Raw genomic sequence first — 11,733 nt, 5'->3', positions numbered from 1 at the left:
GGATGTATGATTTTGTGATTATTGGCGGCGGCATTATCGGCATGTCGACTGCCATGCAGCTGATCGATGTCTACCCGGATGCCAGAATTGCGTTACTGGAGAAAGAGTCCGGTCCAGCCTGCCACCAGACGGGCCACAACAGCGGCGTGATTCATGCCGGGGTCTATTACACCCCCGGTAGCCTGAAGGCGCAGTTTTGCCTGGCCGGAAATCGCGCCACCAAAGCCTTTTGCGACCAAAACGGCATCCGCTATGACGTTTGCGGAAAAATGCTGGTTGCCACCTCGGCGCTGGAAATGGAGCGGATGCGTGCCTTATGGGATCGCACTGCCGCTAACGGTTTAGAGCGCGAGTGGTTAAACGCCGAAGAACTGCGTGAGCGTGAGCCGAACATCACTGGACTGGGCGGTATTTTTGTCCCGTCGAGCGGAATAGTCAGCTACCGCGAAGTCACCGCTGCGATGGCGAAGATTTTCCAGGCCAAAGGTGGTGAGATTATTTACAACGCGGAGGTCAGCGCGTTAAAGGAACACGCCACCGGCGTTATCGTGCAGACCCGTCAGGGTCAGGAGTATGAGGGTTCGAGCCTGATTACCTGTTCCGGCCTGATGGCCGATCGGCTGGTGAAAATGCTTGGCATCGAGCCCGGATTCATCATCTGCCCGTTCCGCGGCGAATACTTCCGCCTGGCGTCAGAACATAACCAGATAGTCAATCATCTGATCTACCCGATCCCCGACCCGGCGATGCCATTCCTCGGTGTGCATCTCACCCGCATGATAGACGGCAGCGTTACGGTGGGTCCGAACGCCGTGCTGGCATTTAAACGCGAAGGCTACCGTAAACGCGACTTCTCGCTTAGCGATACGCTGGAGATCCTCGGCTCTTCCGGCATCCGCCGCGTGCTGCAAAACAACCTGCGTTCCGGGCTTGGTGAAATGAAAAACTCACTGTGCAAAAGCGGATATTTGCGGCTGGTGCAAAAGTATTGCCCGAGCCTGACGCAGAAAGATCTGCAGCCGTGGCCTGCAGGTGTGCGGGCACAGGCGGTGTCACCGGACGGCAAGCTGATTGACGATTTCCTGTTTGTCACCACGCCGCGTTCGATTCACACCTGTAACGCCCCGTCTCCCGCGGCAACGTCAGCTCTCCCGATCGGCGCGCATATCGTCAGCAAAGTTCACGCCCTTCTGGAGAACCAGAGTAATCCCGGACGCACGCTGCGTGCGGCACGTAGCGTGGAGACATTACACGCCGCGTTCACCCGTTAACCTTTTTAAGACAGGAAGCAATCATGCAACTTAACGATCCCACCTTGTTTCGCCAGCAGGCACTGATCGACGGACACTGGCGTGACGCCAACAGCGGCGAGACCATCGCGGTGACCAACCCCGCGAATGGTCAGCAACTGGGTAGCGTACCGAAAATGGGGGCGGATGAAACCCGCGAAGCCATTGAGGCCGCGAATCGCGCCCTGCCCGCATGGCGAGCGCTGACCGCGAAAGAGCGGGCCAATATCCTGCGTCGCTGGTTCAATCTGATGATTGAGCACCAGGACGATCTCGCCCGCCTGATGACGCTGGAACAGGGTAAGCCGCTGGCTGAGGCCAAAGGCGAAATCACTTATGCCGCCTCATTTATCGAGTGGTTTGCCGAAGAGGGCAAACGTATTTACGGCGACACCATTCCCGGCCATCAAGCTGATAAGCGTCTGATCGTCATCAAACAGCCGATCGGCGTTACCGCCGCTATCACTCCGTGGAACTTCCCTTCCGCAATGATCACCCGTAAAGCCGGTCCGGCGCTGGCGGCAGGCTGCACGATGGTGCTCAAACCCGCCAGCCAGACACCGTACTCCGCGCTGGCGCTGGCAGAACTGGCTAATCGCGCCGGCATCCCGGCAGGTGTTTTCAGCGTCGTGACCGGTTCAGCCAGTGCTGTTGGTAATGAGCTGACCGGCAACCCACTGGTACGCAAGCTGTCGTTTACCGGCTCCACTGAAATTGGACGCCAGCTAATGCAGCAGTGCGCCAAAGATATCAAGAAGGTGTCACTCGAACTGGGCGGCAATGCGCCGTTTATCGTCTTTGACGATGCCGACCTTGATAAAGCCGTGGAAGGTGCGCTGGCATCGAAGTTTCGTAATGCCGGGCAGACCTGCGTCTGCGCCAACCGCCTGTATGTTCAGGACGGCGTGTATGAGCAGTTTGCCGACAAGCTCCAGCAGGCGGTGAGCAAGCTGCACCTCGGTGACGGTCTGCAACCTGACGTCACCACCGGGCCGCTGATCGATGAAAAAGCCGTCGCCAAAGTGCAGGAACACATCGCCGACGCGCTGGATAAAGGCGCACGCATCGTGGCGGGGGGTAAGGCTCACGCACTGGGCGGAAACTTCTTCCAGCCCACTATTCTGGTAGATGTGCCTGATAACGCGAAGGTCGCCAAAGAAGAGACCTTCGGCCCGCTGGCACCGCTGTTTCGCTTTAAAGATGAAGCTGACGTCATTGCCCAGGCCAACGACACCGAGTTTGGGTTGGCGGCCTACTTCTACGCCCGTGATTTAAGCCGGGTATTCCGCGTTGGCGAAGCGCTGGAGTACGGCATCGTCGGCATTAATACCGGCATCATATCAAATGAAGTTGCCCCGTTTGGCGGCATTAAAGCCTCCGGTCTTGGCCGCGAAGGTTCGAAGTACGGCATCGAAGACTACTTAGAAATCAAATATATGTGTATTGGCCTTTAATAAAATAAATACTGGAGAACACCTGATGAGCACCAATAAAGAACTCATGCAACGTCGCAGTAACGCCGTTCCTCGTGGCGTAGGACAGATCCACCCGATTTTTGCCGAACGCGCAGAAAACTGCCGGGTTTGGGACGTTGAAGGCCGTGAGTTCCTCGATTTTGCTGGCGGTATTGCGGTGTTGAATACCGGTCACCTGCATCCGCAGATTGTCTCTGCGGTAGAAGCACAGTTGAAAAAACTGTCACATACCTGCTTCCAGGTGCTGGCTTATGAGCCGTACCTCGAGCTGTGTGAGATTATGAACAAGAAAGTGCCGGGTGATTTCGCCAAGAAAACCCTGCTGGTCACCACCGGCTCTGAAGCGGTGGAAAATGCGGTGAAAATCGCCCGCGCGGCCACCAAACGTACCGGGACCATCGCCTTTAGCGGTGCCTATCATGGCCGTACCCACTACACCCTCTCATTAACCGGGAAAGTGAACCCGTACTCTGCTGGCATGGGGCTGATGCCGGGTCATGTGTATCGTGCGCTGTACCCTTGCGCGCTGCACGGTATCAGCGATGACGATGCGATTGCCAGCATCCACCGTATTTTCAAAAACGACGCGGCCCCGGAAGATATTGCCGCTATCGTCATTGAGCCCGTACAAGGCGAAGGTGGTTTTTACGCTGCCTCCCCGGCCTTTATGCAGCGTCTGCGCGCCATTTGTGACGAACACGGGATCATGTTGATTGCCGATGAAGTGCAGAGCGGCGCAGGGCGTACCGGTACGCTGTTTGCGATGGAGCAAATGGGTGTAGCCCCCGATCTGACTACCTTCGCAAAATCCATCGCCGGTGGCTTCCCGCTGGCCGGTGTCACCGGACGTGCTGAGGTGATGGACGCCGTCCCACCGGGTGGTCTGGGCGGTACCTATGCCGGTAACCCGATTGCCTGTGCCGCCGCGTTAGCTGTGCTGAACATTTTCGAGCAGGAAAACCTGCTGCAAAAAGCGAACGACCTGGGCAAAACCCTGCGCGATGGTCTGCTGGCCATTGCGGAAACGCACCGCGAGATTGGCGATGTACGCGGGCTGGGCGCAATGATTGCCATCGAGTTGTTCGAAGATGGCGACCACACCAGACCCGATGCCAAACTGACCGCGGAAGTGGTGGCCCGTGCGCGTGATAAAGGGTTGATCCTGCTCTCCTGCGGGCCTTACTACAACGTGCTGCGCATCCTTGTTCCACTCACCATTGAAGAGGCTCAAATCCGTCAGGGTCTGGACATTATTGCTCAGTGTTTTGCCGAGGCGAAGCAGGGGTAACCCCCGTATCTGAACGGGGATTGTAGGCCGGAAGCAGCGCATGCGCCGCTTCCGGAAATATTGTGATGCCCGGTGGCGCTCCGCTTACCGGGCCTACGGGTAAGGTGCAGGAAGCGACGTCAATAACAATAACGAGGTTTAAAGATGGGGCAAGTGTCACAATCACATGATTTAGGGGGCGGGCTGAAATCACGCCACGTCACCATGTTGTCCATTGCCGGGGTTATCGGCGCCAGTTTATTTGTAGGCTCAAGCGTCGCGATTGCCGAAGCCGGTCCGGCGGTGCTGTTGGCATATCTGTTCGCCGGGTTACTGGTGGTCATGATTATGCGCATGCTGGCCGAAATGGCCGTTGCCACACCCGATACAGGTTCCTTCTCCACCTACGCCGATAAAGCTATCGGGCCATGGGCCGGTTATACCATCGGTTGGTTGTACTGGTGGTTCTGGGTGTTGGTGATCCCGCTGGAAGCTAACATTGCGGCCATCATCCTGCATTCATGGATCCCTGGAGTGCCTATCTGGCTGTTTTCCCTGGTTATCACCCTGGCATTAACCGGCAGTAATTTGCTGAGCGTCAAAAATTACGGCGAGTTTGAATTCTGGCTGGCGCTGTGTAAAGTGATTGCCATTCTGGCATTTATCGCCCTCGGTGCAGCGGCGATTAGCGGCTTCTATCCCTACGCGGAAGTCGGCGGCGTTTCACGACTGTGGGATCAGGGCGGCTTTATGCCCAATGGTTTTGGCGCAGTACTCAGTGCGATGCTAATCACCATGTTTTCCTTTATGGGCGCGGAGATTGTCACCATTGCCGCCGCAGAATCCGACACCCCAGATAAACACATCGTACGGGCGACAAACTCGGTTATCTGGCGTATCTCTATTTTCTATCTGTGTTCCATTTTCGTGGTGGTTGCGCTGATCCCGTGGAACATGCCGGGACTGAAAGAGGTTGGGTCGTACCGCTCGGTACTGGAGTTGCTGCATATTCCGCATGCAAAGCTGATCATGGATTGCGTCATTTTGCTGTCGGTAACCAGTTGCCTGAACTCCGCGCTATATACGTCATCCCGTATGCTCTATTCCCTGAGCCGTCGTGGCGATGCCCCCGCATTTATGGGTAAAACAAACCGCAGCAAAACGCCGTATGTGGCAGTACTACTCTCTACCGGGGCGGCATTCCTCACCGTTATCGTCAACTATTACGCGCCGGCCAAAGTATTTAAGTTTCTGATCGACAGCTCCGGCGCCATCGCACTGCTGGTCTATCTGGTGATTGCTATTTCTCAGTTACGGATGCGCAAGATCCTGCTGGCGCAGGGCGGTGAAATTAAGCTGAGAATGTGGCTCTTTCCATGGCTTACCTGGCTGGTGATCGCCTTTATTGTCTTCGTATTAGTGGTGATGCTCTTCCGTCCGGCGCAACAGCTGGAGGTGGTGTCGACCGGGCTACTCGCCATCGGGATTATTTGCACCGTGCCCATTATGTCACGCTGGAAAAAACTGCTATCGTGGCAAAAAACACCGTTGCAAAATACGCATTAAATCTGATCCCGGCGCAGGCCGGGACATTTATTCAGGAGTAAGACCATGACCGCCATTTCCCAACCGACGGCCATTGATGGGTACCGCTGGCTGAAGAACGATATCATCCGCGGTATATATCAGCCTGATGAGAAACTGCGTATGAGCCTGCTGACTTCACGTTATGAACTGGGCGTTGGGCCACTGCGAGAAGCGCTTTCGCAACTGGTTGCAGAGCGACTGGTCACGGTGGTCAATCAGAAAGGGTATCGGGTGGCGCCGATGTCCGAGCAAGAGTTACTCGATATTTTCGATGCCCGCGCCAATATGGAAGCCATGCTGGTGGGTCTGGCTATCGCGCGTGGCGACGACGCCTGGGAAGCCGAGATTCTGGCGCGTGCGCATATGCTCAGCAAGCTGGAGGCCGTTGACGCCAGCGAGCAGATGCTTGATGAGTGGGATCAGCGCCATCAGGCGTTTCACACGGCGATTGTTGCTGGCTGTGGTTCGCAATATCTGCTGCAAATGCGTGAACGGCTGTTCTCTCTGGCGGCACGATACCGTTTCATCTGGTTGCGTAAAACGGTGCTGTCGGTAGAGATGCTGGAAGATAAGCACGATCAGCATCAAACGCTTACCGAAGCGATTCTGGCGCGCGATGCCGCCCGCGCCAGCGAGTTAATGCGCCTGCACCTGCTGACGCCAATACCCATTATTCAGCAAGCCATGTCCGGCAAACTGCTGACGGGAAAAGCCTAGTCGCGAGTTTGGACCCAGAAGGCATGGATAAGGCCTGGGATGTAGCCCAACAGTGTCAAAACGATATTGAGGATAAATGCCCAGCCGAATCCTTTCCCCAGCAACACGCCAAGCGGAGGCAGAATAATAGTAAAAACGATTCTCCAGAAACCCATACACACTCCATACAAGCAAAAAAAATAATCATTTCTTAGAAATCTAAGGTTAGTGAGTTTATCCAACTCTGCCTGGCTTCCCCTGCTGTTTTACCCTCCTTTACGCTCTTTACGCTGGCGTACGATGCTCACTTACTTTAGAATTAGCTTAACTTAGAAAACACTAAAGTATATATGACTGAACTCGAACAACTGCAGGCCAGCGCAGAACAGGCTGCCGCCCTACTCAAAGCGATGAGTAATCCAAAACGGTTACTGATTTTGTGCATGCTTTGTGGCTCACCGGGTACCAGCGCGGGAGAGTTAGCCCGCGTTACTGGTCTTAGTGCATCGGCCACCTCGCAGCATCTGGCAAGAATGCGCGAAGAGGGGCTGATAGACAGCCAGCGTGATGCCCAGCGCATCCTTTACTCCATTAAAAATGCGGCCGTGAACTCGCTGATCGCCACATTAAAAACACTGTATTGCCCATAAGGAACCACTATGACCATTGGGATGATTTCCCCCCACGAGGCGCAGACGCTGTTAGCTCAGGGCGCAAAACTGATTGATATCCGCGACGCTGACGAGTATCTGTACGAGCATATTCCCGAGGCGCACCTGGCACCGCTATCCACCCTGGAGCAGGGTTCACTCCCCGCAAACTTACGGGCTGAGCGCATTATTTTTCACTGCCAGTCAGGCAAGCGTACACAAAACGCGGCGGCAAAATTGAATGCCGCCGCCGCGCCAGCACAGGTCTGGCTGCTTGAGGGCGGGATCGACGGCTGGAAAGCGGCAGGTCTCCTGGTTGCAAAAGATAGCTCACAACCGTTGCCGCTAATGCGTCAGGTGCAGATTGCCGCAGGCAGTCTTGCCTTGCTTGGCGTCATTCTCGGTTATGCCGTTAACAGCGGCTTCTTCTTACTCAGCGGTTTTGTTGGTGCGGGGCTGGTACTTGCGGGTGTAACTGGCTTCTGCGGTATGGCGCGACTGCTCGACAAAATGCCCTGGAACCGACGTACTCATTAAGCGGTAATAGAAGAAACAGCGCTGTACCCGCCGATTGACGTGATCTATGGTGGGCTTTGTGATTAAGAAAGGAGCGCAATATGTTTAAACCTGGCGATCTGGTGCAACCGCGTATGGGCGGACCAAAACTGAAAGTTGTCGAAGTGAAAGACGAACAAATTGTGGCTGTACAAGCCAGCAATGAAAGCGGCGAAAAATACACCCTAAAAACTGCTGATGTCACGCGATATTCTGAAGAAGGCGATTTCGGCGTCTGCTGAAAATAAGCGGTGAGGTTCCCCTCACCGCATTGATATTAGATCAAAAAATCATCGAGAGATTTACCGGCAGCCAGTGCCTGCGCAATCGGCTTCGGCGTGCGGCCTTGTCCAGTCCATGTTTTTGTTTCACCATTGGTATCCGTAAAACGATATTTCGCCGGACGTGGTTGACGTTTTTTAACCGAACGCGACATTGCCGCCGACATGCTCAACAGTTCTTCAGGATCAATCCCATCAGCTTTCATCATCGCCAGCAGTGTATTAATTTTTTCCTGCTGTTCTGCACGTTGGCGCTGCAGCTGTTCTTCTTCGTCACGTCGTTCTTTGGTGACTACCCGGAGTTTTTCCAGCATATCGTCCAGAACCTCGACGGATAATTCACGCGCCATGGCACGTAGCGATCGAATATTATTTAAGTTTTTTAACATTGAACTCATATTAATAAAACCTCTTTAACGCAAAAACAAAAATTGGTATTACGACACAAATTGTATGCGAGTGTTTTTTCTTTTTCCAGTCTCTTTTTTGTCGCAAGATATTAAAACGACAATCGCTAATATTATTTACCTTGTCATACAATGAATTTTAGTCACCGATATTTTATATTCGGCCAGCAACCAGAATAAATAGACGTCGTGATATCTCACTGCCGCACCAGATAAACCAATATAGGCATCGCACAGGCGTTGCGGTAGATATGCGAAATATTCGTCAACATTCAAAAAGGAGCGCAAAAAGTTCAGAAAAACAAGTCAAAACAACTTATTGATTTTTAATGATTTTAATTTGCATAACAACGAAAATGCCAAAACGAACAAAAAACAAACCATCACAGAGCATTTTATCGACAAAAAGGCAATAAATAAAAATTTTAAGCTAGTTGCTAGTTATTATGTAGGCAGATATCCTATTAAAACGCGAAAGCGACAAGACAAATCACTAGCAACAAAGGTATTGAAAACCTTTTTTCCCCTTTTTACAAGGAGCATTAACATGTTCTCTCCGCAGTCACGCTTGCGTCATGCTGTAGCAGACACGTTCGCGATGGTTGTTTATTGTTCTGTCGTGAACATGTTGATCGAGATATTCCTTTCAGGAATGAGCTTCGAACAGTCACTGTATTCCAGACTGGTCGCCATCCCCGTCAACATCCTGATCGCCTGGCCATACGGTATGTACCGCGATTTGTTTATGCGCGCGGCACGCAAAGCTACGCAGGCAGGATGGGCAAAAAATCTGGCGGATGTGCTGGCCTATGTCACGTTCCAGTCACCGGTGTATGTGATTATTCTGCTGACGGTTGGCGCTGACTGGCACCAGATCACGGCTGCGGTAAGTTCAAACATCGTGGTCTCAATGCTGATGGGTGCAGTATATGGCTACTTCCTTGATTATTGCCGCCGCCTGTTTAAGGTCAGCAGCTACCACCAGGCTAAAGCGTAAAAACATCTCATCGCGACTGGCACCGCCAGTCGCGTTATCAGTTTGAACTCACGTCGCCAAACAACCCATTCAAATAACGTTCCAGCGCGATACGCGAGCTAAAGCCGTGTGGAATACCATAATGTTCATGAGTATCGCCGGCTAAATAAAGCGGGAATTGCTGATAGTGATCGCAGGTTTTAATATCCGTGGCTGGTTCTGCCAGTGAAGAACTACGCTCTTTTAGCGTGGGATGAATAACCAATGCGGTACGCCCCATCCGCGCTTCACGGTTTACGTATACATAATTCTCGCCACGTCGATAACCGTATGTTTTCTGTGTGACTACATCAACGGTAAAGCCCACTTTTTCAAGTACGCGCGCCACCTCATCAGGTCGTAAATACATATTATTTTCCTCGTTATCTTTTACTGCGGGCTTACCTTACCTGATTCAGCATTAGCAACGCTTTCAGAAAAGTCCATAAACGAGTGCAGACGGTGAGATGAATATCTTAAGAACAACGCAAATTTATGTCAGCGCCAACCGGAGTTGATATGCAGCCTGCTGCGCCATTTCCGCCGTTCGGATATTGGTGAATGACAGTAATATTCCCCCCTTACCTGCTGAGGTGATGCGCCATCGGCTTAAGGCCTGAACCGCCAACCCGACCTGATTCGCTTTGCGTACTAACGCAGTGTCATCCCCCGCCACGGCGATCACCAGTTGGATCCCGCCCTCTTGTGGTACCACGCTAAAACCCTGCTCTGTCAGAGCGCTTTCCATCCATTGACGCCGTTGGGCATAATGCTGGCGCATCCGTTTTAAGTGCCGCCAGAAATGACCGTCGCGCATAAAATCGGCCAGCGTTTGTTGCCATAAAACCGGCACACTGCAAGCCGTTAGCGCTGCCTGTTGGCGAAAATGTGCGACCTGAGTCAGCGGAACCACCAGCCAGGCTGTGCGTAAAGCGGGAAATAACGATTTACTGAACGTGCCCGCATAAATCACCCGCTGCGGCGCATCCAGACTTTTAAGCGGCGGTAACGGTTTGCCGTGGTAACGAAACTCACTGTCGTAGTCATCTTCGATTACCCACGCCTGTGCGCGGTCAGCCCATTCCAGCAACTGGTGACGGCGGGCCAGAGAAAGCGCCACGCCCAGCGGACTTTGGTGTGCGGGTGTCAGCAAGGCAAAACGCGCCTGTGGGTAGTCACGGATCCCGGCACTGACATCAAGGCCATCGGCATCAACCGCAACAGGCATCAGCTCAATGCGTTCCTGGGTGACCACGGGCCGAATCAATGGAAAACCGGGATCTTCGACCCACATCCCCTCGCCGGGTGTAGCCAGCGCACGCAGGATCAACATCATTGATGCCGCATAACCCGACGTAATAAAAACCTGCTCCGGAAGACATTCAATGCTGCGTGACACTCGCAGGTAATCAACTATCGCCTGGCGTAGCAGCAGTTCACCACAAACATCCCCCACCGCGAGGTCAAAACGTGTTTGGGTGCGCAAACGTCGTCCCATGACCCGTGCCCAGATATCGCGCGGAAAAAGATCAAGCGCTGGCAATCCCATCTGAAAAAGCTGTGGTGTGCCGTTTTCTCCGGCGAATACGGTAGGGGTTGCGGGCGAGGTTTCCAGTCGCAATTGCTCGCTGACAAAGGTTCCCGCCTGATCGCGTCGCGTAAGCCAGCCCTGCGCCACCAGCTCAGCATAAGCGTTTTCTACCGTCGAACGTGAAACCCCCAATTCCTGGGACCAGGTTCGGCTGGAGGGTAATCTTGTGCCAGGCTTAAGATCGCCTTTCTCAATAGCGGTTTTTAACTGACGGGCAATTTGCTGGTAGCGCGGCATTTATGGTCTGCTTTTTAAGTAAAAATATGGCTCTCTTTAGCAGACCATTATAGTGCTACATTGCAGGTCATCCAAATGAGGAGCAATACCATGACAATGTTACGCCAGCCCTATTACGAACTCAGTCCTGAAGTCTATAGCGCCCTGGTTCAGGCAAGCAAAGCGTTGGAAAACTGCGCACTGGAACCCACGCTGACAGAACTGATTTACCTGCGGGTTTCACAAATCAACGGCTGCGCATTTTGCCTTGAAATGCACAGCAAAGCGCTGCGCAAAGCTGGCGTGGAGCAAGCCCGTCTGGATGCGCTGGCGGGTTGGCGTGTGAGTCACCATTTCAGCGAACGAGAACGTGCGGCACTGGCATGGGCCGAGTCCGTCACTCATGTCGCCAGTAGCCATGCCGAAGACGATGTTTATCTGCCACTGCTTGACCATTTTAGTGCCAAAGAAATAAGCGACCTGACCTTCGCAATCAGCCTGATGAACTGCTTTAACCGCCTGGCTGTGGGTATGCGTATGTAATTACGCACCGCCGGATGGCGGCATAAATGCCTTATCCGGCCTACGATGCGCTCTCCTTGCCGTTGGAAAACGCATGTCATTATGCGCCGTCGGATGGCGGCATAAATGCCTTATCCGGCCTACGATGCGCTCTCCTTGCCGTTGGAAAACGCATGTCATTA

At 53.3% G+C, this 11,733-nt stretch carries 14 protein-coding genes; 10 read left to right on the top strand and 4 right to left on the bottom strand.

The annotated features are described in order from the left end of the window. Positions 1 to 2 precede the first annotated feature (2 nt). The 5 genes from lhgO to csiR all read left to right on the top strand — a co-directional run bounded on the left by lhgO (position 3) and on the right by csiR (position 6,335). Entirely contained in the window at positions 3 to 1,271 is a 1,269-nt protein-coding gene (gene lhgO / locus NNO03_RS19785) for an L-2-hydroxyglutarate oxidase (protein WP_271442303.1), read from the top strand. Between the two features lie 23 nt (positions 1,272 to 1,294). Beyond that, a complete protein-coding gene (gene gabD, locus NNO03_RS19780) occupies positions 1,295 to 2,743 on the top strand; it encodes an NADP-dependent succinate-semialdehyde dehydrogenase (RefSeq protein WP_271442302.1) in 1,449 nt (482 codons plus the stop codon). A gap of 25 nt (positions 2,744 to 2,768) precedes the next feature. Next, positions 2,769 to 4,052, top strand: a complete 1,284-nt coding sequence (gene gabT, locus NNO03_RS19775) for a 4-aminobutyrate--2-oxoglutarate transaminase (RefSeq protein WP_271450307.1) — start codon at positions 2,769 to 2,771, stop codon at positions 4,050 to 4,052. A gap of 144 nt (positions 4,053 to 4,196) precedes the next feature. Next, positions 4,197 to 5,597, top strand: a complete 1,401-nt coding sequence (gene gabP, locus NNO03_RS19770; RefSeq protein WP_137383548.1) for a GABA permease — start codon at positions 4,197 to 4,199, stop codon at positions 5,595 to 5,597. Positions 5,598 to 5,642: 45 nt separating this feature from the next. Further along, the gene (gene csiR / locus NNO03_RS19765; RefSeq protein WP_271450306.1) at positions 5,643 to 6,335 is read left to right on the top strand and encodes a DNA-binding transcriptional regulator CsiR; all 693 of its coding nucleotides are present in this window, start codon (positions 5,643 to 5,645) and stop codon (positions 6,333 to 6,335) included. Here the strand turns inward: csiR and NNO03_RS19760 are convergent. Continuing rightward, positions 6,332 to 6,490, bottom strand: a complete 159-nt coding sequence (locus NNO03_RS19760; protein ID WP_006687217.1) for a YqaE/Pmp3 family membrane protein — start codon at positions 6,488 to 6,490, stop codon at positions 6,332 to 6,334. The genes csiR and NNO03_RS19760 overlap by 4 nt on opposite strands. A gap of 174 nt (positions 6,491 to 6,664) precedes the next feature. Here NNO03_RS19760 and NNO03_RS19755 point away from each other — a divergent pair, with 174 nt between their 5' ends. The 3 genes from NNO03_RS19755 (at position 6,665) to NNO03_RS19745 (ending at position 7,761) form a co-directional block, all read left to right on the top strand. Next, complete coding sequence (locus NNO03_RS19755) at positions 6,665 to 6,964, top strand: helix-turn-helix transcriptional regulator (RefSeq protein WP_075847557.1); 300 nt, start codon at positions 6,665 to 6,667, stop codon at positions 6,962 to 6,964. Between the two features lie 9 nt (positions 6,965 to 6,973). Next, positions 6,974 to 7,501, top strand: coding sequence for a rhodanese family protein (locus tag NNO03_RS19750; RefSeq protein WP_271442298.1), 528 nt, complete (start codon positions 6,974 to 6,976; stop codon positions 7,499 to 7,501). Between the two features lie 80 nt (positions 7,502 to 7,581). Beyond that, on the top strand, positions 7,582 to 7,761 hold the full coding sequence (locus tag NNO03_RS19745; RefSeq protein ID WP_137383543.1) for a hypothetical protein: 180 nt from the start codon (positions 7,582 to 7,584) through the stop codon (positions 7,759 to 7,761). 35 nt (positions 7,762 to 7,796) lie between these two features. Here NNO03_RS19745 and stpA read toward each other — a convergent pair whose 3' ends face one another. Then, a complete protein-coding gene (gene stpA, locus NNO03_RS19740; protein ID WP_271442297.1) occupies positions 7,797 to 8,198 on the bottom strand; it encodes a DNA-binding protein StpA in 402 nt (133 codons plus the stop codon). Between the two features lie 556 nt (positions 8,199 to 8,754). Between stpA and alaE the strand changes: the two genes are divergently transcribed. Further along, positions 8,755 to 9,204: an L-alanine exporter AlaE gene (alaE, locus tag NNO03_RS19735; protein ID WP_003037259.1), complete on the top strand. Its 450-nt coding sequence runs from the start codon at positions 8,755 to 8,757 to the stop codon at positions 9,202 to 9,204. A 37-nt stretch (positions 9,205 to 9,241) separates the two neighbouring features. On the opposite strand, the gene NNO03_RS19730 is transcribed toward alaE, so the two are convergent. Together NNO03_RS19730 and NNO03_RS19725 are read right to left on the bottom strand one after the other, a co-directional pair. Then, entirely contained in the window at positions 9,242 to 9,592 is a 351-nt protein-coding gene (locus NNO03_RS19730; RefSeq protein WP_005122944.1) for a DUF2002 family protein, read from the bottom strand. A 123-nt stretch (positions 9,593 to 9,715) separates the two neighbouring features. Beyond that, positions 9,716 to 11,050 (bottom strand): PLP-dependent aminotransferase family protein, encoded by a 1,335-nt coding sequence (locus tag NNO03_RS19725; protein WP_271450305.1) that lies wholly within the window; start codon positions 11,048 to 11,050, stop codon positions 9,716 to 9,718. Between the two features lie 90 nt (positions 11,051 to 11,140). On the opposite strand from NNO03_RS19725, the gene NNO03_RS19720 reads away from it, so the two are divergent. Next, a complete protein-coding gene (locus tag NNO03_RS19720; protein ID WP_271442295.1) occupies positions 11,141 to 11,572 on the top strand; it encodes a carboxymuconolactone decarboxylase family protein in 432 nt (143 codons plus the stop codon). Positions 11,573 to 11,733 lie beyond the last annotated feature (161 nt).

The organism is Citrobacter sp. Igbk 16 (assembly GCF_028069755.1).
Classification (GTDB): domain Bacteria; phylum Pseudomonadota; class Gammaproteobacteria; order Enterobacterales; family Enterobacteriaceae; genus Citrobacter.
This window is presented reverse-complemented; position numbering and strand designations above follow the sequence as displayed.

What these genes read in the sequence shown, in the direction of transcription:
- lhgO (WP_271442303.1), top strand. Translation starts at nt 3, where the DNA reads ATGTATGATTTTGTGATTATTGGCGGCGGCATTATCGGCATGTCGACT.
- gabD (WP_271442302.1), top strand. Translation starts at nt 1,295, where the DNA reads ATGCAACTTAACGATCCCACCTTGTTTCGCCAGCAGGCACTGATCGAC.
- gabT (WP_271450307.1), top strand. Translation starts at nt 2,769, where the DNA reads ATGAGCACCAATAAAGAACTCATGCAACGTCGCAGTAACGCCGTTCCT.
- gabP (WP_137383548.1), top strand. Translation starts at nt 4,197, where the DNA reads ATGGGGCAAGTGTCACAATCACATGATTTAGGGGGCGGGCTGAAATCA.
- csiR (WP_271450306.1), top strand. Translation starts at nt 5,643, where the DNA reads ATGACCGCCATTTCCCAACCGACGGCCATTGATGGGTACCGCTGGCTG.
- NNO03_RS19760 (WP_006687217.1), bottom strand. Translation starts at nt 6,490, where the DNA reads ATGGGTTTCTGGAGAATCGTTTTTACTATTATTCTGCCTCCGCTTGGC.
- NNO03_RS19755 (WP_075847557.1), top strand. Translation starts at nt 6,665, where the DNA reads ATGACTGAACTCGAACAACTGCAGGCCAGCGCAGAACAGGCTGCCGCC.
- NNO03_RS19750 (WP_271442298.1), top strand. Translation starts at nt 6,974, where the DNA reads ATGACCATTGGGATGATTTCCCCCCACGAGGCGCAGACGCTGTTAGCT.
- NNO03_RS19745 (WP_137383543.1), top strand. Translation starts at nt 7,582, where the DNA reads ATGTTTAAACCTGGCGATCTGGTGCAACCGCGTATGGGCGGACCAAAA.
- stpA (WP_271442297.1), bottom strand. Translation starts at nt 8,198, where the DNA reads ATGAGTTCAATGTTAAAAAACTTAAATAATATTCGATCGCTACGTGCC.
- alaE (WP_003037259.1), top strand. Translation starts at nt 8,755, where the DNA reads ATGTTCTCTCCGCAGTCACGCTTGCGTCATGCTGTAGCAGACACGTTC.
- NNO03_RS19730 (WP_005122944.1), bottom strand. Translation starts at nt 9,592, where the DNA reads ATGTATTTACGACCTGATGAGGTGGCGCGCGTACTTGAAAAAGTGGGC.
- NNO03_RS19725 (WP_271450305.1), bottom strand. Translation starts at nt 11,050, where the DNA reads ATGCCGCGCTACCAGCAAATTGCCCGTCAGTTAAAAACCGCTATTGAG.
- NNO03_RS19720 (WP_271442295.1), top strand. Translation starts at nt 11,141, where the DNA reads ATGACAATGTTACGCCAGCCCTATTACGAACTCAGTCCTGAAGTCTAT.